General features: G+C 47.7%; 31 protein-coding genes. 5 read left to right on the top strand and 26 right to left on the bottom strand.

Annotated elements, in window-relative coordinates:
- Positions 1-79 precede the first annotated feature (79 nt).
- Entirely contained in the window at positions 80-1,861 is a 1,782-nt protein-coding gene (locus KNO69_RS01435) for a sensor histidine kinase (RefSeq protein ID WP_214815467.1), read from the top strand.
- Positions 1,842-2,621, top strand: coding sequence for a response regulator (locus KNO69_RS01430; RefSeq protein ID WP_159562966.1), 780 nt, complete (start codon positions 1,842-1,844; stop codon positions 2,619-2,621). Before KNO69_RS01435 ends, KNO69_RS01430 begins: the two co-directional genes overlap by 20 nt.
- 63 nt (positions 2,622-2,684) lie before the next feature.
- Here KNO69_RS01430 and KNO69_RS01425 read toward each other — a convergent pair whose 3' ends face one another.
- Positions 2,685-3,446 (bottom strand): SDR family oxidoreductase, encoded by a 762-nt coding sequence (locus KNO69_RS01425; RefSeq protein WP_159562967.1) that lies wholly within the window; start codon positions 3,444-3,446, stop codon positions 2,685-2,687.
- Positions 3,447-3,634: 188 nt separating this feature from the next.
- Between KNO69_RS01425 and KNO69_RS01420 the strand changes: the two genes are divergently transcribed.
- Together KNO69_RS01420 and KNO69_RS01415 are read left to right on the top strand one after the other, a co-directional pair.
- Positions 3,635-4,141 (top strand): hypothetical protein, encoded by a 507-nt coding sequence (locus tag KNO69_RS01420; protein ID WP_214686041.1) that lies wholly within the window; start codon positions 3,635-3,637, stop codon positions 4,139-4,141.
- A gap of 13 nt (positions 4,142-4,154) precedes the next feature.
- On the top strand, positions 4,155-4,526 hold the full coding sequence (locus KNO69_RS01415) for a VOC family protein (RefSeq protein WP_214815464.1): 372 nt from the start codon (positions 4,155-4,157) through the stop codon (positions 4,524-4,526).
- 41 nt (positions 4,527-4,567) lie between these two features.
- Here KNO69_RS01415 and mreB read toward each other — a convergent pair whose 3' ends face one another.
- The 22 genes from mreB to glyA all read right to left on the bottom strand — a co-directional run bounded on the left by mreB (position 4,568) and on the right by glyA (position 24,165).
- A complete protein-coding gene (mreB, locus tag KNO69_RS01410) occupies positions 4,568-5,554 on the bottom strand; it encodes a rod shape-determining protein (RefSeq protein ID WP_074035738.1) in 987 nt (328 codons plus the stop codon).
- Positions 5,555-5,635: 81 nt separating this feature from the next.
- Complete coding sequence (murA, locus tag KNO69_RS01405; RefSeq protein ID WP_012727351.1) at positions 5,636-6,937, bottom strand: UDP-N-acetylglucosamine 1-carboxyvinyltransferase; 1,302 nt, start codon at positions 6,935-6,937, stop codon at positions 5,636-5,638.
- A gap of 244 nt (positions 6,938-7,181) precedes the next feature.
- Entirely contained in the window at positions 7,182-7,400 is a 219-nt protein-coding gene (locus KNO69_RS01400; RefSeq protein WP_031422262.1) for a DUF1146 family protein, read from the bottom strand.
- A 200-nt stretch (positions 7,401-7,600) separates the two neighbouring features.
- The gene (locus KNO69_RS01395; RefSeq protein WP_214815462.1) at positions 7,601-8,791 is read right to left on the bottom strand and encodes an EAL and HDOD domain-containing protein; all 1,191 of its coding nucleotides are present in this window, start codon (positions 8,789-8,791) and stop codon (positions 7,601-7,603) included.
- A gap of 151 nt (positions 8,792-8,942) precedes the next feature.
- On the bottom strand, positions 8,943-9,353 hold the full coding sequence (locus KNO69_RS01390) for a F0F1 ATP synthase subunit epsilon (RefSeq protein WP_214815460.1): 411 nt from the start codon (positions 9,351-9,353) through the stop codon (positions 8,943-8,945).
- Positions 9,354-9,381: 28 nt separating this feature from the next.
- Positions 9,382-10,800, bottom strand: coding sequence for a F0F1 ATP synthase subunit beta (gene atpD, locus KNO69_RS01385; RefSeq protein WP_012727355.1), 1,419 nt, complete (start codon positions 10,798-10,800; stop codon positions 9,382-9,384).
- A gap of 34 nt (positions 10,801-10,834) precedes the next feature.
- The gene (gene atpG / locus KNO69_RS01380) at positions 10,835-11,692 is read right to left on the bottom strand and encodes an ATP synthase F1 subunit gamma (RefSeq protein ID WP_214815458.1); all 858 of its coding nucleotides are present in this window, start codon (positions 11,690-11,692) and stop codon (positions 10,835-10,837) included.
- A gap of 36 nt (positions 11,693-11,728) precedes the next feature.
- Positions 11,729-13,237: a F0F1 ATP synthase subunit alpha gene (gene atpA, locus KNO69_RS01375; protein WP_012727357.1), complete on the bottom strand. Its 1,509-nt coding sequence runs from the start codon at positions 13,235-13,237 to the stop codon at positions 11,729-11,731.
- A gap of 18 nt (positions 13,238-13,255) precedes the next feature.
- Complete coding sequence (locus tag KNO69_RS01370; protein ID WP_012727358.1) at positions 13,256-13,789, bottom strand: F0F1 ATP synthase subunit delta; 534 nt, start codon at positions 13,787-13,789, stop codon at positions 13,256-13,258.
- Positions 13,789-14,316, bottom strand: a complete 528-nt coding sequence (gene atpF / locus KNO69_RS01365) for a F0F1 ATP synthase subunit B (RefSeq protein WP_012727359.1) — start codon at positions 14,314-14,316, stop codon at positions 13,789-13,791. The genes KNO69_RS01370 and atpF overlap by 1 nt, the downstream gene beginning before the upstream one ends.
- A 71-nt stretch (positions 14,317-14,387) precedes the next feature.
- A complete protein-coding gene (gene atpE / locus KNO69_RS01360) occupies positions 14,388-14,609 on the bottom strand; it encodes a F0F1 ATP synthase subunit C (RefSeq protein WP_012727360.1) in 222 nt (73 codons plus the stop codon).
- A 65-nt stretch (positions 14,610-14,674) separates the two neighbouring features.
- Positions 14,675-15,412 carry a F0F1 ATP synthase subunit A gene (gene atpB / locus KNO69_RS01355; RefSeq protein WP_074035724.1) on the bottom strand — a complete coding sequence of 246 codons (738 nt, stop codon included), beginning with the start codon at positions 15,410-15,412 and terminating at the stop codon, positions 14,675-14,677.
- On the bottom strand, positions 15,412-15,819 hold the full coding sequence (locus KNO69_RS01350; RefSeq protein WP_074035722.1) for an ATP synthase subunit I: 408 nt from the start codon (positions 15,817-15,819) through the stop codon (positions 15,412-15,414). Before KNO69_RS01350 ends, atpB begins: the two co-directional genes overlap by 1 nt.
- A complete protein-coding gene (locus KNO69_RS01345) occupies positions 15,816-16,043 on the bottom strand; it encodes a hypothetical protein (RefSeq protein WP_012727363.1) in 228 nt (75 codons plus the stop codon). Before KNO69_RS01345 ends, KNO69_RS01350 begins: the two co-directional genes overlap by 4 nt.
- 664 nt (positions 16,044-16,707) lie before the next feature.
- Positions 16,708-17,337, bottom strand: coding sequence for a uracil phosphoribosyltransferase (gene upp, locus KNO69_RS01340; protein ID WP_012727364.1), 630 nt, complete (start codon positions 17,335-17,337; stop codon positions 16,708-16,710).
- A 98-nt stretch (positions 17,338-17,435) separates the two neighbouring features.
- Entirely contained in the window at positions 17,436-18,647 is a 1,212-nt protein-coding gene (locus tag KNO69_RS01335) for a hypothetical protein (RefSeq protein WP_214815456.1), read from the bottom strand.
- 204 nt (positions 18,648-18,851) lie between these two features.
- Positions 18,852-19,520 (bottom strand): hypothetical protein, encoded by a 669-nt coding sequence (locus tag KNO69_RS01330; protein WP_214815454.1) that lies wholly within the window; start codon positions 19,518-19,520, stop codon positions 18,852-18,854.
- Positions 19,521-19,628: 108 nt separating this feature from the next.
- Positions 19,629-20,864, bottom strand: coding sequence for a sensor histidine kinase (locus KNO69_RS01325; RefSeq protein WP_214815452.1), 1,236 nt, complete (start codon positions 20,862-20,864; stop codon positions 19,629-19,631).
- 3 nt (positions 20,865-20,867) lie between these two features.
- Positions 20,868-21,545: a response regulator transcription factor gene (locus tag KNO69_RS01320; RefSeq protein ID WP_214815450.1), complete on the bottom strand. Its 678-nt coding sequence runs from the start codon at positions 21,543-21,545 to the stop codon at positions 20,868-20,870.
- A 65-nt stretch (positions 21,546-21,610) separates the two neighbouring features.
- Positions 21,611-21,859, bottom strand: coding sequence for a hypothetical protein (locus tag KNO69_RS01315; RefSeq protein WP_031422247.1), 249 nt, complete (start codon positions 21,857-21,859; stop codon positions 21,611-21,613).
- Positions 21,860-21,959: 100 nt separating this feature from the next.
- Positions 21,960-22,907 carry a hypothetical protein gene (locus KNO69_RS01310; protein WP_214815448.1) on the bottom strand — a complete coding sequence of 316 codons (948 nt, stop codon included), beginning with the start codon at positions 22,905-22,907 and terminating at the stop codon, positions 21,960-21,962.
- A 4-nt stretch (positions 22,908-22,911) separates the two neighbouring features.
- Complete coding sequence (gene glyA, locus KNO69_RS01305; RefSeq protein WP_214783664.1) at positions 22,912-24,165, bottom strand: serine hydroxymethyltransferase; 1,254 nt, start codon at positions 24,163-24,165, stop codon at positions 22,912-22,914.
- A gap of 131 nt (positions 24,166-24,296) precedes the next feature.
- On the opposite strand from glyA, the gene KNO69_RS01300 reads away from it, so the two are divergent.
- Entirely contained in the window at positions 24,297-25,082 is a 786-nt protein-coding gene (locus tag KNO69_RS01300; RefSeq protein WP_074035709.1) for an alpha/beta hydrolase, read from the top strand.
- A gap of 53 nt (positions 25,083-25,135) precedes the next feature.
- On the opposite strand, the gene KNO69_RS01295 is transcribed toward KNO69_RS01300, so the two are convergent.
- Genes KNO69_RS01295 through KNO69_RS01285 form a run of 3 tightly spaced genes read right to left on the bottom strand, consistent with a single transcriptional unit; the run spans position 25,136 to position 26,620 of the window.
- Positions 25,136-25,678 carry a TIGR01440 family protein gene (locus KNO69_RS01295; RefSeq protein ID WP_214815446.1) on the bottom strand — a complete coding sequence of 181 codons (543 nt, stop codon included), beginning with the start codon at positions 25,676-25,678 and terminating at the stop codon, positions 25,136-25,138.
- Positions 25,675-26,115 (bottom strand): ribose 5-phosphate isomerase B, encoded by a 441-nt coding sequence (gene rpiB / locus KNO69_RS01290; RefSeq protein ID WP_214815444.1) that lies wholly within the window; start codon positions 26,113-26,115, stop codon positions 25,675-25,677. The genes KNO69_RS01295 and rpiB overlap by 4 nt, the downstream gene beginning before the upstream one ends.
- Before the next feature lie 4 nt (positions 26,116-26,119).
- Positions 26,120-26,620: a low molecular weight protein arginine phosphatase gene (locus tag KNO69_RS01285; protein ID WP_012727381.1), complete on the bottom strand. Its 501-nt coding sequence runs from the start codon at positions 26,618-26,620 to the stop codon at positions 26,120-26,122.
- Positions 26,621-26,629 lie beyond the last annotated feature (9 nt).

The raw sequence follows: 26,629 nt of genomic DNA, 5'->3' as shown, positions 1-26,629 counted from the left end.
TCAAAAATTCATTCACCTATTAGAAAGAATAACGGAATGACCTCACAAGAAACTCACAAAGATTGAAGGGAATGTGTTCATGACGCGTAATCGAATGACGTTTATCCTCATCCTTGTGATGTTGGTTGGCGTCAGTCTCACTTTATTGATTCGACATCAGTCAATCAATCCGATCGTCACCGTTAACAAGGGCGAAGCTTCTCTTCTCTCTTCTACTGTCGACGAAGAGATTTTGCGACTAGACGGCTCATGGCGCTATGAGTCAGGGATTGTCACCCAAGTTGATCGCCGCTCCTATCGAACCATTCCGTTTACAACCCCTTATCGTGAATCTACCTATGAACTCGATATCGCGTTGCCAACCGGTACGTATGCCTTGCTCATTCCAAAGTCCCTATCCTCCTCTACGATTTTGATAGATGGGAAAATGGTTGAAACGATACAAATTGGAAACAATCGTCTCGTCGAGCAGCCGTCTCTCCTCCTGCTCGATGATGAGACAAAACAATTCCGACTGACGATTCAACATGAACGACAGGCAGGTAATTTCGCACCCCTCGAAGAAAGTATATTAGTCGGACCGTTACATGCCATCATGACCACTCAAAACGCTTATGCCGGCTACGAATTTTTCATGTTGCTCATTTCACTTTTGATTGCCATGTTCTATGCCATCGTCTATCTCTTTCACCGAAATGAACGGTTGTATGGTTTCGGGACAGCCTTCTTTTTGTTGACGAGTTTTTCAATCATGTCCCGAGACGGCATGTGGATCTCGGGTAGTGATAAGTTGACGTTAAGTTTAGCCTTACTGAGTATCATCATGTTAATCGAGTTTTCGCGATGTTTGGAACGTGTGTCATTTGACCGGTTTTTGGCCATTTCGAGATATCCACTATATGGATTGACTGTACTAGCCATCTTCCTGCCCTCTTCCGTTTACGAAGTGTATGAATACTTTGTATGGATGATCGTTTTATTTATCACGTTCTTCTGGGTCGGATTGAATATTGGATGGCTTCTTGAAAAGTACAAGACAGGCAATCCGCTCGAGTTACTAACTTTCACACTCGCCCAACTCGTCGGGTATATCGGAATCATGACATCGACGTTCATCGTCTCGCCTAATCAACAATTGTACGCCAATACGTTTACCATCATCTATTTCCTATTGATGTTTTTACTTCTACCGATTCACCTGTCTACCGACAAAAGGAAAAAGCAACAAGTCGAGGTGTTGGCTTCTCAGCATGAGATGTCCTTCTTTAACGCTCAAATCAAACCTCACTTCCTTTACAATACGTTTGGAAATGTGATTGCACTCTGTTACACGTCTCCACCCGATGCGGCTCGTCTACTCAGTCACTTGAGCACTTACGTCCGCTTCATTTTTGAAAATGGTCGAACTGAAAATGAGATATCGATTCGTCAAGAAGTCGATATGATTGACTCGTATCTCGCCATTGAACAGACACGGTTTCGTGATTCGTTCTACGTCGAGAAAGAAATTGATGAATCTCTTCTCGACTGTTCGATTCCACCTTTATTAATTCAACCACTCGTTGAAAATGCCGTGCGACATGGTCTCTATCGACACCCAGGACAAAAGCGATTGACACTTTCTATCCAGGAACGAAACGGAATGATTGAGATTTATGTTCAAGATACAGGGAGTGGTTTTGATCCAAACGTATCAAACAAAACATCTGGGATCGGGATTTGCAATATTAAAAGTCGAATCGAACACCTTCATGGTGCAACGTTTGACTTAGCTTCCACTTTGAAAAAAGGCACCACCATTCACCTGCGTTTACCAAAACAGGAAAGGACGAATCATTTAGATGCGTACGATTTTAATTGAAGATGAACATCATATTTTAGGAATGATGGAGCGGATTGTAAAAGAGGAGCCGTCTCTTGAGTGGATTGGTTCATTCCAAAGTCCGGTTCAAGCTCTCACTTTTATTCAAGAGCACCCGGTAGACCTTGTCTTTTTAGATATCGAGATGCCTGAAATGACGGGACTCGAATTGGCGACCTATTTGCCGGAACGGACACAAGTCGTCTTCACGACCGCCCATCAACAGTATGCCGTTGAAGCGTTCAATTTGCATGCCACGCATTACTTGTTGAAGCCCATCACAGAGCAGATGATTCATAACGTCATTCCGCGTATCATCCAGCGCTATGAGGCGATTCAACAAAAGAATCTCAATCAATCTTGTCGCATACAATTTCTAGATCGTTTTTCGGTACGAACGCAAGATGGAAATCTTGTGAAGTGGCCAACACAAAAAACAGAGGAGTTATTTGCCTACTTAGTTTTTCATCGTAAGCAGGTCATTAATAAGTGGGTGCTTGCCGAAACCCTTTACCCGGACATCGATGAACCACAACGCGCCTTACACAACGTATACAACACGATTTATCGATTGAAAAAGACGTTAGCTGAACATGAACTCGATATAACTGTTAATACAATAAATAATGGCTATTCGATCGAACTTGGTGATTCCTGTGCCTGTGATTATTACGATTGGCTTGATGCACCAAATCCTTCAATTTCTAAAACAGACTTAAAAAATCGTTTATTTGTTGATAAAGACTATACATGGCATTAAAAAAAGACATCTCACACTTAAAGTGAGATGTCTTTTTTTATTGTATCCATCGAACGTTCTCTATTAGCGCCCAGTAAACCCTCCGTCAACGTGAAGATGTTGGCCATTCACCCATGCGCCGTCTGGGCCCATCAAGAAAGCGACGAAGCGAGCCGTATCTTCAGGCGTCCCCATTCGCTTGTAAGGAAACAATGGTAGCAAGTGTTCGCGAAGTTCGTCATTGATCCAACCCGTATCCGTCGGTCCCGGATCGAACGCATTCACCGAAATGCCGTATTCTCCTAATCCATTCGCCAACGCAGGTGTGATGGCAATCAATGCACCTTTCGTTGCGATGTAGGCCAGGTTATTCGCATCCGGTCCCCCCGATACGAAGAACAGGATTCGACCATCTTGATGTCCCGCTTGTTTATAGCGCTCAATAAACGCAAAGGTGAGTCCGAGTGTCCCTTCGTTATTCACCAGGTAATGTTTTCTCAATACGTCGGTTGTAAAGTTCTCAACGTTGACATGTCGCTCATAGGTCGCGTTATGGATTAGCCTGCTCGGTATACCAAGTTTAGCTTCCATTCGATCAAGTAATCCGACTTCGTCTCCTGAAGCCAAATCGTATGCCTCATGCTCGACACGGGCCCCTTCTTCAGTCAGTTCTTGAACCAATCGTTCGATGAAGCCAATTTCTTCCCCGATTCCTTCTTTAGCGTCAAACGGACTCCAGTGCGTCAAGTACAAGTCATGTCCTTCAGAAGCAAGTTTTCGCGCAATCGCAGCACCGATGCCTTGATTGCGACTGACGCCAGTAATGAGTGTAAGTGGTTTGTTCATGATGTCCTCCGATTCTATTTGATTATTCTGTTCAGTCTATTAGTGAATCGGCGCCATCATGATTCCCCTCTCATTGATTAATGATTTCATTATATACAATTTTTCCCACGAATGACCTATATATTCGTATCCTCTTTAGATATGATGGACGTATATGATTCATCACATCGGTATTGGGAGGCGCTTATTTGAAAAAGTTGATCATAACGACATTTTGTACATGGATATTGAGTGCTTTGCTCTATGCTGCCTTGACGGATGAATCATTTGTCACGCTTACCCAATCCGTCGACGTCAATCAGAACGTGTTGGAGCGATACTTGACAACTCAAGTCATGTCTCCTAATTTCGGTGGGGATGTTTATGCCAGCTATCAAATCCTCGGGACGAGTACGACTCGACAGGAAGTGTATGTATGGGTGCTTCTACAAGAATATTATCCTAACCATCAACAACTTGAGCGAGGGACCGGAATATCTGCTCCAATCGTCTTACACATTGACCATTCCTCAGGAGTCTCTCGGATTGTCAATCATACGTTACCTCGAGATGGCTCATATTATCCTGGCGACTTACATACCCTATTCCCATTACATATTTCTATCGGCTTAATGTCTCACCCAACAGGACTTACCAACCGTCTCCAACGTCAACTTGAATCAGAGTTACCCCTTCCTGTTTCAAATACATATTGAAAGGATGAATCCCATGAGCCTCATTCAACAAATCAAACAAATCTACATCCCTGTCAAAGAGTTAGACCGTGCCGTTCAATTCTATCGAGACACGCTTGAGGTACCCTTTCTCTTTCAAGCAGGATTGCTCGCATTTTTCGACTGTGGGGGCGTTCGCCTCATGTTGTCCCCTCCAGAGAATGATGTTTTTGCAAAATCAAGTCCAATTCTCTATTTGAGTATCACATCCATCGATGACGCTTATGCTCAGTTGAAAAATGCAGGAGTGACTTTCATTGATGAACCACACTGTGTGGCAAAAATGGGGACGACAGAAACGTGGATGAGTTTCTTCAAAGATTCTGAAGGTAACGTGTTGGCACTCGTCTCCGAAATATTGAGTTGAACATACAAAAAACAAGCGACCGCACGCGGTCGCTTGTCTGTTTATTTCAATCGATCTAAGTTTTCGAGCATGATTCCCGTTCCGTGCGCGACACTGAGTGTCGGCTCCTCGGCCATCATGACCGGCAACATGACACGCTCTGCGACGAGTTGGTCAAGACCGTGAAGGAGTGATCCCCCACCTGTCATGATGATTCCGCGGTCGATGATATCCGCTGCAAGTTCTGGTGGCGTCTGTTCAAGGACACGCTTCGCTGCTTCGACGATTTCATTAGCTGATTCAGCCATCGCTTCACGAAGTTCTTCTGACGTAATGGTCACCGTACGAGGCAATCCACGTACCATGTCGCGTCCACGAATATCCATCGATTCGTTACGCCCTCCTGGGAAGACCGTCGCGATTTCTTTCTTGATTTGTTCAGCCGTACGTTCTCCGATGATCAGCTTGTGCTTCTCTTTGATGGCACGAAGGATGTCCGTATCGAAGCGATCCCCTGCAATCTTGATAGTCTCACCGCAGACGATGTCTCCCATTGATAAAATGGCGACGTCGGTCGTCCCACCACCAATGTCAATGATCATGTGACCAACCGGCTTCCAAATATCCATGCCTGAACCGACTGCCGCAGCTTTTGGTTCGACGGCGAGGAAGACTTCTTTCGCGCCAGCTTTCTCAGCAGCTTCACGAATGGCTTTTGCTTCAACCGGCGTGACGTTCGCAGGTGTACAAATCAGCATGCGGATGCCTCCGAAGAAGCCTCGGACTTGAATTTTCTCGATGAAGTGACGGAGCATCTCTTCTGTTGTGGCGAAATCGGCGATGACTCCGTCACGGAGAGGACGGATCGCCACGATATCACCAGGTGTACGACCAACCATCTCATACGCTTCTGAACCGACTGCTAGTACTTTTCCTGTAGAGCGTTTTATCGCAACGACTGAAGGTTCGTCTAAGACGATTCCTTTCCCTTTGACGTGAATGACAACGTTTGCTGTCCCTAAATCAATCCCGATATCTTTTGAAAACATGATGTATAGGTTCCTCCGTTCGTTTCTTCATTGAAAAGAGCGAGAAGAGTCTCTCCTCGCCCTCTAATTCGTGCTCGTTTCTTAGTTCTGAACCATTTCTTCAGCAACTTCGACAGTTCCTTCAATACGCTCGATGTCAGCACCGAGTGCTTGAAGTTTCTTGTGGAAGTCAACGTATCCACGGTCGATATGATATAAATCTCCAACGCGTGTCTCTTCTTCCGCGATGAGACCTGCTAGAATAAGTGCTGCTCCGGCACGAAGGTCCGTTGCGACAACTTCCGCTCCTTGAAGGCGTACGCCACCTTTGACGATTGCCGAACGTCCTTCAATCTTAATGTCCGCGTTCATACGACGGAACTCTTCGACGTGCATAAAGCGATTCTCAAACACCGTTTCCGTGATGACAGATGTACCGCCCGCTTTCAAGACGAGTGCCATCATTTGTGACTGCATGTCTGTCGGGAATCCTGGGTGTGGCATCGTCTTCACATCAACCGGCTTCAATTCGTCTGGTGCCGTGACACGCATGCCTTCTGCCGTATCCTCGAAGTGGACACCCATTTCTTCCATTTTTGAAATCAATGGACGAAGGTGCTCACGTTCTGCACCGATGACTTCGATGTCACTACCTGTGATCGCACCAGCAACGAGGAACGTACCTGCTTCGATGCGGTCTGGAATAATCGAGTGTTCTGCACCGCGAAGTGTTTCTACACCTTCGATGCGGATTGTTTCTGTACCTGCACCGCGAACGTGTGCGCCCATTCCGTTTAAGAAGTTCGCAAGGTCGACAATCTCAGGTTCTTTTGCAACGTTCTCGATGATAGTCGTACCCTCTGCAAGCACAGCTGCCATCATGATGTTCTCTGTCGCACCAACAGATGGGAAGTCCAAGTAGATTTTAGCGCCTTGGAGACGGCCTTCTACAGAAGCTTCTACGAATCCATTTCCGATGACCGTTTTCGCACCCATCGCTTCGAATCCTTTTAAGTGGAGGTCAATCGGACGTGAGCCGATTGAGCATCCGCCTGGCATCGCTACACGAGCGTGACCGAGACGGGCAAGAAGAGGTCCCATGACGAGGATTGAAGCACGCATCTTCCGCACGTACTCAAGCGGTGCTTCATCTTTGATGTCGCCCGACGCATCGACAGTTACTTCATTCTTTTCTTCATTGAACGATACCTCTGCACCGAGGTGACGAAGTACTTTGTTAATCGTGTACACGTCAGCAAGACGTGGTACGTTTTGTAAGATTGACTTTCCTTCGCTAGCTAATAGAGTGGCAACCAATGTTTTGAGTACGGCGTTTTTTGCTCCCTCAACGCGCACAGTACCTGACAGTTTACGTCCTCCACGGACTACGATCAAATCCTTCATATCTCTCTTTGTCCTCCAACTTCATTGTTTTTTTATATAGTGCGTCGATATCCGAATCCGGATGTGATGATGTCGATTATTTGTATGGTTTGCAAAACGTGATGATTTTTCATTCATTAATCAATCTGAATAATAAATAAGTGCAAATTGAATGAAAAAAACATCATGTCAGACGAATTTATCCTACATGATAATCATATAGGAGTCGTTACAGCAGGATTACAGTTTGTTAAATATTCTGCGACTACTGTATAGGTGCGAGCGCCTGCGCCAGTCGGATGTACTCCAAAAAGAACTGGGCAATCAGCGAACCGAAGACAACCGCTACGAGCACGCGCAAGACAGCAGCTTGCGGACTCCTCACTTGATTGAGCAACTTGTCCCATTTGACGGGTAAGAGTGCCCACCAAGCAACGTAGATCGCTATGATATAAATCGCTAGCGAAAATACGGTATTGACCATCGACGATTCCCCTCTTTTCTAAAATTCGTACCGTTTTCAATCATATCATGACATGTTAGAGAAAAAAAGACTTAGGGTCTTAAGATTCGAGCGGTTTGAACCATTCGATCAACTTACTTTCTCTACAAGCACACCAAAAGGGACGTCAGCAGCAGTAAAGCCTTACTACAGTAATTGACGCCCCTCACATATTTCAAACATTATTCAATCGATTCGTCAAGGCTACGAGACCAGCGAATCGCTTCGACGAAATATTGAGACCAATCCGAATCTGTGTTATGGAGCGGAATCGTCAACTGTTCGTAGGCGATGACATCATCTAACAACTTTCGCAAACCATTCTGTTCACCGAGTAACGCTGCCTTTACAGGAGGCGCCACAGGAAGCTCTGCAATCAACGTTTGCATCGCCTCATCGAGAATGACGTCGAGTGATGAGAAGATTCCCGTAATGAATGCATCAAACGGTAATACATCTGTCAATGTATCCTCCGCAATCAACTCCATCATTTTCCCGCGGATGACACTCTGTTTAATCAGTTCTTTTGATTCAGACGTCTGCATCTCACGAAGAAGCATCAAATACGACCAGCGTTTCAACTCATCTAGTCCGATTCGTGCGACGGCTTGCTCGATTGATTCAATCGTTCGACGACCTTTTTGATACACCGTATTGACCGTACGGAGCATCTTATAGGAAAGGTCGACACTTCGCTCAATTTGCGCTGAAATCCGTCGAAAACTCGGTTCCGGACAATCGAGCTCTTTCAACATTTCAATGAGCGTGTGACGCAACGGATGCACTTCGGCCCCATGCACCACGATGGGACGACTAAAGAAGTACCCTTGGAACATTTTATATCCGAGTCGTTTCGCAATCTCATACTCTGCGGGTGTCTCGATTTTTTCCGCCAAAAATTCGACTCGGTGTCCGAGTGCATCAATCAATTTTTGCTGTTGATCGACTGGGGTCGCTTGATAGTCGATTTTGATGATGTCGGCGAGTCCAATCAATGGGCGATATTTCTCTTCAAATACGAAATCATCCAGTGCAATCGTATAACCTTGACGTCTCAACGAGCGGAGAGACTGTAATACCTTCTCCGTCGGTTCGACATGTTCGAGCACTTCGACGACGAGCGATTGACGTGGTAGCAACGAAGGCACTTCCCCTTCAATCAACGTCTGAGGGAAATTGATGAACGCGCGCGTCCCTTCTGTCAATTCCCGAAAATTGAACACAAGGTAAGCGTTATGAATGACGTCAGCTGTTGCTAACGAATCATCTACATTCTCAAAAATATTATTTTCGCTGCGGCGATATAACAATTCGTAGCCGCAAACGCGTAATTGTTGGTCAAAAATTGGTTGTCGCGCAACGTAAACTTTCATTCCCTAATCTCCTTTACGGTAGTTCCCACCCTTATTATCGGTCTTCTTCCATATATTTTTTACTAGTCCCTTCATTTAGAAGCACGACAAAAGACCCATCTTTTCCAAGAAACAACAAAAAAACTCCCACACTTTCGTGTGAGAGTCATTCTTATTCTTTCATATCGCGAATGCTTAAGCGGTTGATCGCTTTTTTGAGCGCAAGTTCCGCACGACGGAATTCGAGTTCCGAGAGCTTCGTGTCTTGAAGACGACGCTCGGCACGAACTTTCGCCGCAGAAGCGCGATCATAGTCGATTTTATCCGCCATTTCGGCTGTTTCAGCTAAGATCGTCACCGTGTCGGGACGAACTTCCATGAAACCGCCGCTGATTGCGATCAGCGTGCGTCCACCATCTTCGTGGCGCAGCTTGAGGACTGAGACGTCGAGTGGCGTCACCATCGGGATGTGCTTTGGCAAAATACCAAGCTCACCAGTGACCGATTTGGCGATGACCATTCGTGCGTTTCCTTCAAAGGCTGCACCATCCGGGGTGACGACGTTGACGTGAACAGTATTCATCGTCTAGTTTCCCCCTTCCGCGTAGGTCTTAGACCAACGTCTTCGCTTTTTCGATGACGTCTTCGATTGGACCAACGAGACGGAATGCATCTTCAGGAAGATCGTCGTGTTTACCTTCGAGGATCTCTTTGAAGCCGCGTACTGTCTCTTTGACTGGCACGTACGAACCTTTTTGGCCCGTGAACTGCTCAGCCACGTGGAAGTTTTGTGATAAGAAGAACTGAATACGACGTGCACGGTGAACCGTGAGTTTGTCGTCTTCAGACAACTCGTCCATCCCGAGGATAGCGATGATGTCTTGAAGTTCTTTGTAACGCTGAAGCGTCTGTTGAACATTACGTGCAACTTCATAGTGCTCTTTCCCTACGATTTCAGGAGAGAGGGCACGTGAAGTCGATGCGAGCGGGTCAACGGCTGGGTAAATCCCCATCTCCGAAAGACGACGCTCAAGGTTTGTTGTTGCATCAAGGTGGGCGAACGTTGTTGCCGGAGCCGGGTCCGTGTAGTCATCGGCTGGTACATAAACCGCTTGAATCGAAGTTACCGATCCTTTTGCAGTCGATGTGATTCGCTCTTGAAGCATACCCATTTCAGTCGCAAGTGTCGGCTGGTAACCTACCGCCGACGGCATACGTCCGAGAAGGGCTGAAACTTCCGAACCTGCTTGTGTGAAACGGAAGATGTTATCAACGAAGAGAAGAACGTCTTGTCCTTGCTCGTCACGGAAGTACTCTGCCATTGTCAAACCAGTCAAGGCAACACGGAGACGTGCACCAGGTGGTTCGTTCATCTGACCGAAGACCATCGCTGTTTGCTTGATAACGCCTGAGTCCGTCATCTCGTGGAACAAGTCATTCCCTTCACGCGTACGCTCACCGACTCCTGCGAATACAGAAATCCCGCTGTGCTCTTGCGCGATGTTGTTGATGAGTTCCTGGATGAGGACGGTTTTCCCTACACCGGCACCACCGAAGAGGCCGATTTTACCACCTTTGATGTATGGTGCGAGAAGGTCGACGACTTTAATCCCTGTTTCAAGGATTTCAACTTTCGTTGACAATTCGTCAAATGTTGGCGCTTGACGGTGAATCGGTGCACGAAGCACGTCAGCTGCCACTTCTTTATCATCAATCGGGTTACCGAGAACGTTGAAGACACGTCCAAGTGTCGCTTCTCCAACTGGTACCGAAATCGGTGATCCTAAGTCAAGTACTTCCATACCGCGGCGAACGCCGTCAGTTGAGTCCATCGCAATCGTACGGACCGTGTCGTCACCAAGGTGAACAGCTACTTCGAGCGTTAAGTCGACACTAACATCGTCCGCTGTCGCTGCCACGTGCGTGACTTTGAGAGCGTTGTAGATGTTCGGTAAGTGGTTGTCGAACTTTACGTCGATAACTGGGCCCATGACTGCGACTACGCGGCCTTTCATGCCGTATTCGTTCATCGTGTTAGCCTCCTACAATCTAGAGGGCGTGCGCTTATTCAAGCGCCGACGCACCTCCGACAATCTCTGTGATTTCTTGTGTGATCGCTGCTTGACGCGCGCGGTTGAATTTGAGCTTGAGTCCGCGAATGAGTTCATCCGCATTGTCTGTCGCACTCGACATCGCCGTCATCCGGGCTGCGTGCTCTGACACTTTCGCATCGAGCAATGCGCCGTAGATGAGTCCTTCCGCATAACGTGGGAGGAGCGCCGCTAAGATCGTTTCTTCTTCTGGTTCGTATTCATACATCACATTGGATGCGGACTGTTCGATATCCCCGAGCGGGAGCAATTGTTGAATCTTCACTTCCTGGCTGATGACCGAGATGAACGAGTTGTAGCAAAGCTTCAATTCATCAATCTCGCCCTCACTGAAGGCACCTACCGTCTGTTTGACGATTTCTGCGACTTCAACGAAAGTTGGTTGGTCGTTTAGCCCTGTCATCGCGCTATACACCGGAATGTTGCGTGACTTGAAGAACTGGACACCGACTTTTCCGATTACGTAAAGACGATACTCATCTGTTGATGTGTGCTTGTCTTTGAGTTCACGGTACACGTCACGCAAGATGCTGGCGTTGTATCCGCCTGCGAGTCCGCGGTCTGACGTGATGACGATATAACCAGTCCGTTTGACGGGACGTACTTGAAGCATCGGGTGTGTCGCGCCTGATGTACCACCGGCGATCGACGAGATGACTTCTTGCAACTTGTCCATGTACGGCTTGAAGTTGGCGTTGTTCCCTTGGGCCCGGTTCAACTTCGATGCCGACACCATGTTCATCGCTTTCGTGATTTGCTTCGTGCTTTGGGTCGAGGTGATCCGCATCTGGATCTCACGTAATGATGCCATTTCGATTCACCACCTTAATAGACGCTCGTCACCGGATTAAACCGATGGCGAGAACGTCTTTTTGAATTCCGTAATTGCGTCGACCATTGCCTCGTCTGAAGGAAGGTTTCCTGTCTGACGGATTTCACGGCAGAGGTCTTTACGGTTTTGGTCAAGCCATGCGTTCATTTCTGTTTCGAAACGACGAATGTCTGTGACTGGGATGTCATCGAGATGACCTTTCGTGAGTGCGTAGATGATGATAACTTGCTTGTCTACAGAAAGCGGAGCGTTCAAGTCTTGTTTCAAGACTTCAACCGTACGCTGACCACGGTTCAACTTCGATTGTGTCGCTTTGTCGAGATCTGACCCGAACTGAGCGAACGCTTCGAGCTCACGGTATGACGCGAGGTCAAGACGAAGTGTACCTGCAACTTTCTTCATCGCTTTCACCTGTGCCGAACCACCAACACGCGATACCGAGAGGCCGGCGTTGATCGCTGGACGTACCCCAGAGAAGAAGAGGTCCGACTGAAGGAAGATTTGACCGTCTGTGATCGAGATAACGTTTGTCGGGATATATGCTGAGATATCCGATGCTTGTGTCTCGATGAACGGAAGTGCTGTCAATGAACCACCGCCGAGTTCGTCGTTCAACTTCGCAGCACGCTCAAGAAGGCGTGAATGGAGGTAGAAGACATCTCCTGGATAGGCTTCGCGGCCTGGAGGACGACGGAGAAGGAGCGAGAGCTCACGGTAAGCTGCCGCTTGTTTCGAAAGGTCATCATAAACGACGAGGACGTGTTGTCCGCGGTCCATGAAGTACTCACCCATCGATACCCCAGCGAATGGTGCGAGGTAAAGAAGTGGTGCCGGCTGTGATGCCGATGCCGAAACAACGATTGTGTAATCGAGTGCGCCGTTTTGACGAAGCGTCTCTACTACGCCACGTACAGTCGATTCTTTCTGACCGATGGCAACGTAGATACAAATCATGTTCTCTTCTTTTTGGTTGATAATCGTATCGATGGCAACAGATGTTTTACCTGTCTGACGGTCACCGATGATGAGCTCACGCTGACCACGACCGATTGGAACGAGGGCGTCAATCGCCTTAATTCCTGTTTGAAGTGGTTCGTGAACCGATTTACGTGCCATAACGCCGTAAGCTTTGCGCTCGATCGGGTTATACGTGTCAGTTACGATTGGTCCAAGACCATCGATTGGTTGTCCGAGTGGGTTGACGACACGTCCGAGGAGTGCCTCGCCAACTGGAACTTCCATGATGCGACCTGTACGTTTGACAGAGTCGCCTTCTTTGATACCTTTGTAATCGCCAAGGATGATAATCCCGACGTTACCTTCTTCTAAGTTTTGCGCCAAGCCCATTACGCCGTTAGAGAACTCTACGAGTTCCCCCGCCATAACGTTATCGAGTCCGTGTGCACGAGCGATACCGTCACCTACTTGAATGACTGTACCTGTCTCGCTGACCTCGATTTCAGAACCGTACGAAGCGATTCGTTCTTTTAGCAGGGCGCTGATTTCTTCAGCTTTGATTGTCATTGAATTCACCCCTATTTCTTACGCATTCAACAATTCACGCTCAAGGCGTGTAAGTTTCGTTTCGATCGTATCATCGTACGTCGTGTATCCGACTTGGACACGGAGTCCACCGATGACTTCTTCATCGACGACGTTCTTCAATTGGAGCGTCTTCCCGAGCTTCTGTCCGAAGACGAGTTCGACGTCTTTCAAGTCTGTTGCCGACAACGGGTAGGCGCTTGTGACAATACCCTCTGCAATCCCACGGTAGTCGTTGATCAATTCGCGGACGTAACGTGGCAATGCGCGAACCTCTGCCGCACGGTCGTTTTCGACCATGACGAGAAGTGTGTTCACGACAATCGCCGTCATATCACCAAAGCTGTCTTTTAAAAGCTGTGCAAGCTCGCTGTCACTGACTGCCGGATTCGTTAAGAGATCCATGAGTTCAGGAGTCGCGTGGAGCACTTCATCGAGCAGACGCACTTCCGCTTCGACTTGGTCGAGCGTGCCTTGTTCCCGCGCTAAGTCGAAGAGCGCTTTGGCATAGCGTTTTGCTAGTGATGCGTTCATCAGTTCGCACCTTTCGCTTTAGACAGGAAGTCTGTAACGAGGGCACGCTGTTTCGCTTCATCGCCTTTAAGGTCTGATTGAAGGACGTGGCGTGCTGCCGAAAGTGCCTGTGTGACGACTTCCGTTTGAAGAGATTGTTTCGCAAGCTCACGCTCGCGCTCAATCGCTTTCTCTGCCTCGATTTTAATTTGTTCGGCTTCCAAACGCGCCTGCTCCACCAAGCGTGCTTGTTCTGCTTCTGCTTGTCGACGGCTTGCATCGAGCATTTCTTTTGACTCAGTACGTGCTGCACTGAGTGCGTCACGTTGTTCAACGACATAATGTTCCGCATCTTTGCGGCTCTTTTCAGCGAGTTCAATTTCGTTCGCTACATACTCTTCACGCTGTCTCATCATTCCAAGGAGTGGTCCCCAAGCAAATTTCTTCAACAGGGCCAAGAGTACGAGGAATGTGAAAATTGTAAAGATCATATCCAGAATGCGGAGGCCTTCGCCGCCAGCACCAGCTGCAATCATCATCGTATCCATGCATACCCTCCTCTTGACTAAATAAGTGAGGGAGACGTGCTCCCTCTCATGCTATTCTCGTTAACTCGGAATCAAGAGTTGAGGAGAAGGAAACCGACAGCCACACCGATGATCGGGAGGGCCTCAACCAAACCGATACCGATGAACATTGTTTGACGAAGTTCGTTCTTGAGTTCTGGTTGACGTGCTTGTCCTTGTACTGTTCCGTATACGATCAAACCGTTACCGATACCAGCTGCGAGTGCTCCAAGTCCGATAACAAGTGCTGTTGCGAGAAGATTAAGTTGTTCCATTGTGTATATTCCTCCTAAAAGTTAAGTAAATAATTTGTTTGTAACGCTCTGGCGAGATGTCCGAATCAATGTTCGGCCGAAGCTTTGTGCCCGATGTACACCATTGCAAGCGTCAGGAAAATGTAGGATTGGATAACCCCGATAAAGATTGAAAAACCTTGCCATAGAATCATTGGGAAGACCGCAAAGATTGCACCGAGCGGGTTGAGTGCGCCTTCAGCTGTAATCGCGAGTCCCAAGATGATGGTAATCATGATTTCACCGGCAAAGATGTTACCGTATAGACGCAAACCGAGCGTCAACGTGTTCGCAAACTCCTCGATCAATTTGATCGGAAGCAAGAACCAGACTGGTTTTACGAATTCCGCCGAATAGTGTTTCAATCCGTGCAGTTTCACCCCGTAATAGTGCGACATTGCAACGACGAGTGTCGACAACGCCAAGGTTACGTAAGGATCGGCTGTAGGTGAGTTGAACCACAAATAGTGTCCGGAAATGACGTTAAACGGTAGACCCATCAAGTTTGAGAAGAGAATGAACAAAATCAACGTCATCCCAAATCCAATAAAGCGTCCTCCTGTCTTCCAGTCCATCGCACTTGCGATGATTCCACGTACGAACTCCGCGAAGAATTCCATGAAGTTTTGTTTGCCAGTCGGCTTCATTGCCAAACGTCTTGTCCCCCAAATGGCGAATACGAAGACGAGTAACGCTGCAACTAGCACTGTAATGACGTTCGTCCAGCTCCCGTATAACGTATAGTCCCCAAAGTGCAGAGAATATGTGGGAAACTCATGACCCATTAATATTCACCTCTTTTCCTGCTGAGCTGGGCAAGTGTAAACTCGCCAAATTGTATGATGTGGCCGGCGATTAGACCAGTTACCACCGCGATGACGGACACTCGATCCTCGTAGAGAAGACCGACTATCACTGCTAACGCACCAACCGCCATTCTTGAAACGGTCCCGTGCGACTTTGGTCGTCGTCCATGCTCGATGACGTCATACATACGTATGACACTTCGATTCTGCATATGTAGAATGATGAGACTCCCGACCCCGCCGATGAACAATCCGAGAAAAACGGCTTTGTACATCGGGACGATGAAGGCGCCAACTAACAAAATTGCAAACCAAATGGTAAACCATTTCGTATAACGCTTCATCAACTCTTTTTGTGCTTTTCTGTCTGCTTGAATCGTATTCATTCGTCCTCTCCTGTCAATAAACTCCGAAGGGTGAGAACTAGCGCCGTAACCCCGAACACGAGTCCAAGGATAATCGACACATTCCAACCAAACGTGCCCCAAAATTCACGTCTTTCGCCGTACTGTCCGACGAGATAACCGATGACAATCGGTCCAGCAAGTGCTGTCGAGATTTGTGAAGCGAGCGAGGCATAGGATAGATAACGATTGTCTTTTTTCGCCATCCAAATCCCCCTTTCGAGTCTCACGTGCTCCCTTGTTCTTCACGAATTCACACTCGCGTGACCATCAAAAGTCACACAAGTTCAGAGTAATAGAAATGGCATAAGAAGTCAATGAATTTCACAATTATAAAAGCGCTTTAAATCAAGTCGTATCAATAGTTTTACGCACTTCATAAACTAAACGATCAAAGCACTTTTTTAAGAAAGTGTGAAGAAACGTTGAAATAAAAATGTTGACTTTATAACATTTCACAAACGGAATCAGATGAAGAATAGTTCAGTTATACCCCCACGTTTTGGAAAATTCAATCGGTAAACGCTTACGTTCACAAAGAGTTACGAAACGTCTGTTGACTTCATTTTGAAATCGTTTTCAACGTCCTGTATCAGTATACCGAGGATGTTTTTACCATGTCGAGCGATTTCGCCCATTTTTTTGTGAGGAATCTCATACTGTTCAAAACCCCTTTCTCAATCCTGGTTTTATATTCGAAATCGAGGGATTCTATTTAAATAAGAAAGAATAGATAAATTCCATCCCAGTTCGCCATTCTTCTCGCTCTAGTTTTGTGTCTATTTTGTGACATCCGTAAATGATAAATATTATTCAGTGTCAATCGTAAAAAAAGCGAAAATCGCATAGGCGATTCTCGCTTTCAAGTCATTACTTCGTACCAAACAAACGGTCACCCGCATCCCCAAGTCCAGGAACGATATAACCGTGGTCATTTAATTTTTCATCGAGTGCAGCAAGATAGATCTCTACATCCGGATGTTCTGCTTGTACACGCTCTACGCCTTCTGGTGCTGCGCAGAGGCATGCCAACTTGATTGACTTCGCTCCGTGTTTCTTGAGTGATGCAATCGCATCAACAGCCGAACCACCTGTCGCGAGCATCGGGTCAACAACGATAAAGTCGCGTTCTGTGACGTCTGTCGGAAGTTTCAAGTAGTATTCGTGTGGTTCAAGTGTTTCCGGATCGCGGTAAAGACCGATATGACCGACTTTTACGTTCGGCATCATTTTGAGGAACCCATCCACCATACCAAGTCCTGCACGTAAAATAGGGACGATTCCCAATTTCTTGCCGGCAATCATCTTTTGAGTGGAAACAGAGACCGGTGTCTCGATTTCTACGTCTGTTAGGGGTAGGCTGCGCGTGATTTCGTATGCCATAAGTGAAGAAACTTCGTCGACGAGTTCACGGAACTGCTTCGTCCCCGTCTCTACTTTACGCATAATCGTCATTTTGTGCTGAATCAAAGGATGGTCATAAACATGTACTTTTCCCATCTTGCTTCACTCCTCTCTCATTCTCTCTCGAGCATTGTACCCTAACTCTGTTGAGATGGGTAGAGCCAACTTCTATTTTATCAAAGGTCAGACGCCACTTATGGTTGAATGACCTGGAAATATTCATTGCCCGGAAGTTCATACGATTGAGATGTGTGTTGATCGACTAAATAGAGTTCTGTTTCCGTTTTCCATACGTCAAAGGATTGCTCAGTCAATTCTTCATACAGATGCAAGTCTCCGATTTTGACAGCTGTAGACGTTTTTTCATGCGGCTGAATATGAGACAAGGCGTCAAACAACTCTTGCGTTTTTGGTCCGTCTAGCCAGATTGTATCTTGATCCGATTCAAAAACCGCCAAGCGCGTTTCCCCTTCGGCGGGGCGCGTGGACATCTTGTTTGTCACAGGACGGCGGACATGTCCCCAAATTTCAAGGACCGTTCCATATGTTTTCGATAACGATAACGACGTCTCTTCAGCCACATCCCCTTCAATCGTTCGGTCCGATAAGATGATGCGTTTCATGAGTTCGCGATGATTTCCCTTTAGTGAAATCTCTTCTTTCGGATCGGCTTTCATATAAGGAGCCTCATATATATTCGGTAGGACGAGTTGTTTGAGCGAGGACGCCTCTCCGATTTGTAGGGTGAGACGATCATCGGCCCGTCTCGTCAAGAAAACATACCCTTCATTCTCTCCGCTTTGAAACGGGAATAGTTTTGGTTCAATGATCGGGTCAAGTGTACGCCCGTTTCGAATCGTCTCGAATGTCACATAGATCGCTCCTGTATCCGGTGTCGTATAACGGAAAGCCGAATCGGGCATCACTTCTTCATGCGTCTCGTTCAAGGTGAACGTACTTGTAATCGATTCAAGGTCATCGATGCGCTCAAACTCGATTGTCGAGACCACTTTCGACTCTTGAAAACGATCTGGTTCGAGTGCTTCAAACGCTTGAATCGGCTCCACGGCAAACGTTCGCTCCATCAACTCATTGCTGTTCGCACAGGTGATATAACGTTCATCCCCCGCCGCAAAATATTTTACCGTTTTGGAGCCGAGTACTTCATAGAGCGGATGATGAAATGTCACTTCCGCCACCTTTGCTCGTCGCTCTGGTAAGACATCTGTCGGACGACGCTCACAGTATGTAAGTAGCTTCTCTTGTGTTTGTTTCATTAACGGTATCTCAGGGTCTTGCTCGACTCGATAGGAAGACAAAGGACGTAACTCAATCGCGTTCAACGTCTCGGCACCACATCCACTCAACAAGATACAACTGAGCAAGATTCTCCAATACGTGCGCATTGATGTTCCTCCTCATTCCCAATTAGGTGGAAACCACCTAAATTTTTCTTGTACATCATAACATAGAACCAATTTTTGTGATGATTTCAGAATTATTACGTTTCCGATGACTTGACGAAAGCGGTCCAACTCATTTTATACTTCAACGTCTAGCAACAAAAAAAGAACTAATCCATCAAGAGATTAGTCCTTTTTATCACTTCATTAGTCATCTTGAGATGAGTCGTCCTGCGAAGAATCATCTTGTTCATTCTGGTCGTCCTCTGATTCACGATCGACTTCAATGACCGCCCCATCTTGATTTAGCTCAAGTTTGACAGGGTCGCCGACACGCGGAGTGTCATCATCGATTTCAGAGCGTGCGGCAAGTGGATATACGTTGTCTTTCCCATCGATTTTAATCGTGACTTCTTGATTTGTGAGTTTGACGAGCGTGCCGTAAATATACGCATCATCACCACTCTCACGGTCCACTTCCTTCACTTCATCATCTCGGTTCAATTCGAGTTTTACCCGGTCACCCACTTGCGGTGTATCGTCATCGATTTCATGTGTCGCCGCTATAGGGTATGTCGACTCTTTTCCATTGAAGCTGATGGTGACATCTTCTTTCGATAACTTCACGAGCGTCCCGTATAGTTTATAGTCGTCTCCATCTCCCACTCGCGCTGCTGACGAAACATCTGATGCGCTACTTGAGCCATCCGATGTAGCAGTGTCATCTGGGTTGTTCGTTGATCGATCGTCACTCGCTTGATTGATTGCTTGTGGAACAATGACCGTATCCGTCTGATTCCCGTTTACGTAAAATCCAATTCCAACAATTGCCATGACAGCTAATAATGCGCCGATAATCCAACCGATGCGTTTCATGTTTGTTTCCTCCTCATGATGTGTTCTTCTTATTTTCATCATAAGCCTCTTCCGTGAGAGCATATTTAAGGCTTCATTAGAAGTTGATGAGAAAATGCGAAATATTCATCATCGAGTCAGGAAAAATATACTGCCATCCGGATGATTCGATCTACTTCCTATCGTCCACTCATTCAAGTCCGCTACTTCTTTCGCAATCGCGAGACCAAGACCGCTCCCACTGCGATCGCGCGCTTCATCTAATCGGTAGAATCGATCGAACAGCCGATTCCTCACATCATCCGAAAGAATCGGTCCTCGATCGCGTACCTCAATTCGATCACTCTTCAAATGAAGGCTCGTCTCTTCCGCATACTTCAAACTATTGTCTAATAGGATGACAAGAATCCGCTGTAACGACTCACGATGACCAAACCAGCTCCCTGTAGCTTCAATAGGTAAATGGACGCTGTGCGACCGCAAAAAACGTTCTCCTATTGATTCCCCAAGTTCAGCTAAATCGATTTCTTCTCGCTCTACCTGTTCGAGTGCAGCAAATCGATTCAATTCGAGCATAGGTTCAATCAAATCATTTCGCATTTGACGCGACTCCGTTAAAATATGGTCAATCGCTTCGGCACGTACACTCTCATCTTCTTGTCCCCATCGTTGTAATAACTTCGCATAGCCCTCGATGACGGTCAACGGTGTCTTGAGTTCATGTGAAACATCGGCGACGAAACGACGTTGTTGCTCCATCGTCCCTTCGACTCGCTCAATCATATGATTAAATCCGTCCGAAAGAGTCGTCACTTCATCTTTTCGGTCAGCCACTTCGATTGTCTCTAACTTACCGGACTCCGTGATCCGTTCCATCGTCTCTGTCAATCGGCGTAACGGTGACAGACCTTGACGTAAAATCCACCACGCCCCTAGGAACGTCAAGAGAACAGCAAAGAAGAACATGACGAGAAAAATGGTTGCGAGCGCTTGAATCGTATTGCTCACATCTCGATCCTGAAAGCCGAACGCTAGTCCATCCGTCGTCGCGACCACAAACCAATCATCGATGAGGGCCGGTTCCCCGTAATTGATGGGAAACGTCGTTCCGTCTGGCACTTCTCCTCCGATGATTCCCCATTCGCCGTTTTCTTGACGTTCTAACACAACACTGTCCTCATGAAGCGACAATACCGCATCGCTATTCCGGACATCTTCTTCCAAGAGATTCAACGCCTGCAGTAACACGTCAAAACGCGAATCGACAATTTCCTGTCTGGCGACGAACCAGGTTACGCCAAAGGAGACGAGAAGAAGCAACAGCATAAACCCTGTCATCGCCCACGCAATTTTTGTTCGTAGCATCGGTCACTCACCACGCTTCAACATATAGCCGACACCACGAACCGTTTGAATCCAAGAGCCGGTCAGTTTTTTCCTTACGTATCGGACATACACGTCCACGACATTCGTATCCCCATAGTAGTCGAATCCCCACACGTGTTCGACGAGTTGGTCACGCGTCAAAACACGCTCCGGATTCTCTAAAAAGAAAACCAACAAGTCAAACTCACGTCGAGTCAAATCTACTTTCTTTCCGTCACAATATACTTCATGACGATTCACGTCGACAGTCAATGTGTCGTACGTCAACACCTGTTCGGAATGGTCCTGACGAACAAGCTGGCGCATTCGTAAAAATGCCCGAATTCGTGCGAGCACCTCTTCTATTTCAAATGGTTTTGTGATGTAATCATCTGCGCCAAGATCAAGACCACTCACTTTGTCGTATCGATCGCCACGGGCCGTCACCATCAGAACCGGTAACAAAGGTCGCTCTTCTTTCAGACGACGGACCACCTCGAGTCCACTCATTTGAGGTAACATCACGTCAAGCAACACGAGGTCGACATCGTCAGCGAGAGCTCGTTCCAAACCGGTACGACCGTCTGTCGCCACCATGACCGCATATCCCGCATGCTTCAATTCCAACTCCAGTAATCGCGCAATCTTCGAATCATCTTCTATGACGAGAATCGTCTGCATCCTGCTCACTCCTTTGAAAAAACGCCGAGCGGTTGGCTCGACGTACTGTTATTCATTTCCCGAATTCAATCCGCAAAAAACAGACGAACGCCTTCTGGAACGGCTTGCTCGATTCGTCTTTCTAAATCATCTTCCCATTCATCCCACTTCGTATCGACTTGTTCCATCTGCTGTTCGACTTCTAGCGCCGCTAGCGATAGTTGCGACAGGCTGGATTGTCCAGGTGAAGTGAAGAACAAAAATCCGGCAAGCCCGATTCCCATAAGTCCGATCGCCAATAAAGTTGTTCCAATGGTTTTCATTACACGTTTCATACACGCATCCCTCCTACCTCAAATCATACGACAGGAAAACGAGAAATCGTGGTGTACTTCATTAGAATTTCATGAGAAAAGGCGCTACTCATGTAGCACCTTACTCTTCGAGCACGGACTTCGCAATCGGTGCCCAATACGTCCCTTCCATCTCTGAAACGGTCGTCAATGTTTCACGATAAGCCGGGTCATTCGCTTTTTTCTCGGCAATCCCTTTCATCCAAAGGACATCCGCCTTATAACCGGATTCTGGATACGACTCGAGATAAGCCGCATAGTCCGCAATGTCTGCTTGTCCTAACTTATTGTCGACAAGAAGTCGATAAAACCCAACTGCTTGTTCTTGTCCGACTTTCGCTTTTCCACCTAATAGGCGGTCGGCTTTTTCATACTGTTTATCTTGAACGAGTGATTCTACCTCAGCCAGCGGTACAACATCCGTTGATATGTCCGGTGCCTCTTCGGTTGATTCCTTTGGCTTCTGTTCGTCCGAATCTTGAAGTTTCTCATTCTCTTCTTCGAGTCGGGCGACTTCTGCCTCGAGCTCTTCAAGGCGTTCGGCGAGTGCTTCTTCTTCCGTTACGGTCTCGACAACGACTTCGTCCGGCTCGTCCGGCGTGACGACGGGCGGTTCGGCATCTGGCCAAAATATGAGCGCTCCAGCCGCAAGACCGACCACTAACGGAAGTCCGAGCCATTTCTTATCGAGCTTGAACGCCTGTCGCCACTCGGCTAAATCCGAATGTTGGATGACAGCCGACGAGAACGAACGAAAGCGGCGCTTGGCCGCTTTTCTTCCGTTCGCCTTCACTTCTAGCGCAAGACCTAGTCGATGGAAAGCAGCAGGCACTTTCATCCCGAGGAGCGGCACGATTCGTTCGCTCGCTTCTTCATAATAGCCATGGTCGAGGAGCGTCGTGATGACACCGAACTCACTGGCGACAAGACGGAAAGAAGGATCGTATTCCCCTTTACGAGCCAACCATTCTGTCATATCGAACAATGGAAGTTCGGATAGCTCTCGTTCTGCTAGTGTCCGAATATCCATTGACTCAGCCTCGTTCAGGGTAAAGCGGGAACTTCGCCGTTAACGATTGCACGTCTTGAAGTGCTTCCGCGATTACCGCCTCGTCTTCATGTTGTTTCAGCACACGCCCGATGAGATGTGCCACTTCTTTCATATCCGCTTCTTTGAAGCCACGAGTCGTCATCGCAGCCGTTCCAAGACGGATTCCGCTTGTGACAAACGGTGATGCCGGGTCGAATGGAATCGTGTTTTTATTGACCGTGATTCCCGCTGCATCCAATGCATGCTCAGCTGCTTTACCTGTGATGTCGATTCCTCGAAGATCGACAAGCAATAGGTGATTGTCCGTTCCGCCCGATACGATTCGAAGTCCCTCTTCTTCAAGGCCTGCCGCAAGTGCTTGTGCATTCGCAATGACTTGACGTTGGTAATCTTTGAATTCCGGTTGGAGTGCCTCACCGAACGCGACCGCTTTTGCCGCGATGACGTGCATGAGCGGTCCTCCTTGAATCCCTGGGAAAATCGACTTATCGATTGCTTTGGCGAACTCTTCTTTACAAAGAATCATCCCTCCACGTGGTCCACGGAGCGTCTTGTGCGTCGTCGTCGTGACGAAATGCGCATGTTCGACCGGGTTCGGATGCAGACCTGCTGCCACGAGTCCGGCGATGTGCGCCATATCGACCATAAGATAAGCATCGACACTGTCCGCGATCTCACGGAACTTCGCGAAGTCGATTGTACGTGGATATGCCGATGCTCCCGCAACAATCAATTTCGGCTTATGTTCCTTCGCAAGTGCAGCGACGACGTCGTAATCGATGTGTTCTGTCTCTTTGTCTACACCATATTCGACGAAGTTATATTGCACACCTGAGAAGTTGACCGGGCTACCGTGCGTCAAGTGACCACCATGAGACAAGTTCATTCCGAGAACCGTATCTCCTGCTTCAAGCACCGTGAAGTAGACCGCCATGTTCGCTTGTGCACCCGAGTGTGGTTGTACGTTCGCATGTTCTGCACCGAACAATTCTTTCGCACGGTCACGCGCCAAGTTCTCAGCAACGTCGACAAACTCACAGCCACCGTAATAGCGGCGTCCCGGATATCCTTCGGCATATTTGTTCGTCAATACGCCTCCTTGCGCTTCCATGACCGCTTCTGAAACAAAGTTTTCTGAAGCGATGAGTTCGATGTTGTCGCGCTGTCGACCGAGCTCGTGTTGCATTGCCTCAAATAATTCCGCATCCTGCACTTTCAACTTCGTCGTGTTTACCATGTGAAGACCCCCTCTAAATGTCTAAAAATCAACACCCCCATCGTACCACATGCTTGTTTTTTTGGGTATCGCAATAATCTGATGAAAAGTTGGGTATCATTAATAAGAATGTAACTGTGAGGAGGCCACTTATGATTGAGACAAAAGAACTGACGATCACACCGTTCGAACGGACACGAACGGTCCGAATCTACACACCTGCCGACTATGAGACGTCCGAAAAACGATATCCGGTCCTCTACATGCACGACGGACAAAACTGTTTTGCTGACGAGGATGCGAGCTACAACATGAGCTGGCGCGTCGGTGAATATTTAGACGCCTCGAAGCGTGACTTGATTGTCGTCGCCCTCGATAGTGCACCAGGCGAACAACGACTCGATGAGTATGGACCGTGGGAAAACCCTTATATCGGTGAAAGTTTGCTCGGAAGTGACATCGTGCTCGGCGGGCAGGGTTCGGCGTATATCGAATACATCGCGCAGGAATTGAAACCTCAAATCGATGCTGACTATCGGACGATTCCGGAAGAAACAGCGATGATGGGAAGTTCGATGGGTGGGCTCATCTCGATATATGCAGCATGTGTATATCCAGACGTCTTCAAGCGTGTCGCTTCCCTGTCCTCTGCATTTTGGTTCAACCAAACCGAGCTGGAACAATTGATTGAAGCGAGCGATTTGAAGGGCGTCGAGCGTCTTTACTTGGACGTCGGCGCAAAAGAAGTCGAGGAACCGATCGAAAATGGACCGACGAACGAGATGTATCGTGAGTCGAGCGAACGCGTGTACAACTTGTTAAAAGACAAGGTCGAACACATCCGATTCGAAGTGATTGAAGAAGGAGTTCACAACGAGCTCGCCTGGCGTGAGCGTTTCCCGATGGTCATCTCCTATCTTTTTGGAGAAGATTTATAATTTGAACAAAAAAGCATCGCATTCGGTCGAAAAACCTAAATGCGATGCTTTCTTCATTTATTTGGATACTGAGCCCGTGGCCCACCAATCAGTTTCGGTCTCGTGACTGCGAACGTGACGTACGCCTCTCCGAGATGCTTCGATGATAACCGAACCGGTATCGCGACCGGTTTCAAATGCATCCCAATCAATGTCGAGCCGATATCAATCCCGGCATCTGCTTGAATCGATTCGACGACACATGGTTCATCAAAGTTGGCATAAGCCTTCTCTGACATCGCTCCGCCCGCGGACCGGATCGGGACGACCGTCACTTCTGTGAGACCGAACTGTTTGAGTGTCCGGCGCTCAACGGTGAGGGCACGATTGATATGCTCACACCCTTGAAACGCCAAATGGACACCTGTCTTCTTTCTAAATTCAAGGAACGCTTCCATCAATTCGCTTGCGACATCAACGGAACCTGCCTTCCCAATCGTTTTTCCGAGCACTTCACTCGTCGAGCATCCGATGACGAGAATGCGCTCATCATTCAAAGGGAACCGTTCGTGAAGCTCCGTCAACAATCCGAGAAGTTCCGTCTTCATTTGACTCACTTCGATTCGTAAGAACTCATCTTGTCGACACGGTTTGAATGGCGACCACCTTCAAAGTCCGTATCGAGCCACGTCGTCACCAAGTCGAGTGCAAGACCAGGTCCGATGACACGCTCGCCCATCGTCATGATGTTCGAATCGTTATGCTGACGTGTCGCTTTTGCACTGAATGAATCATGGACGAGTGCCGCACGAATCCCTTTGACTTTGTTCGCCGCAATCCCGATTCCGATTCCCGTACCGCAAATCAAAATCCCACGATCGAATTCACCTGCCGCTACCGCTTCTGCGACCGGGATGGCCACATCCGGGTAGTCAATCGAGTCCGCTGAGTGCGTCCCGAAATCTTTATACTCATGTCCGAGTTCCTCAAGCAAGGCTACGATTTCTTTCTTCAAGTTGAAGCCGCCATGATCAGCGCCAATTGCAATTTTCATTCGTTCATTCCCCCGTCTTCTTTGGTAGGCGTCTCGGTGGTTTCGTCACCTTTGACCCATCATTCGTTAATTTTAACACAAGTCGATTCACGAGTGGTTCGAGCTCGTTTCGCACCTGGCGATACACATTCATCGAACCGCCGAACGGATCGTTGATGTCCCGTTCGAGTCCCGTCACGAATTCATAGAGCGTGTACGTCCGCTCAGACAAATCCGGGTATGTATCCCGAATTTGTTCACGGTGTGCGCGTGTCATCGTCAAGATGATATCCGCCCAATTCCCTAACACTTCATCGAACGTCTGGGTGACATGATCGAGCTCAATCCCACGTTCTCTGAGAACTTGCAGTGCGTTTTCTGAAGCATCGAATCCTTGCATCGTCCGTAGACCAGCTGAGCGAATATCAAACTCATCCCCGGTCATCTTCGAACGGAGCAAGGCCATCGCCATCGGGCTTCGGCACGTGTTGCCACTACATATGAATAATACGCGTTTCATTGACATCGCGTGTCC

This window comes from Exiguobacterium sp. s131 (assembly GCF_018617345.1).
In the GTDB taxonomy this organism is placed as follows: domain Bacteria; phylum Bacillota; class Bacilli; order Exiguobacteriales; family Exiguobacteriaceae; genus Exiguobacterium; species Exiguobacterium profundum.
This window is presented reverse-complemented; position numbering and strand designations above follow the sequence as displayed.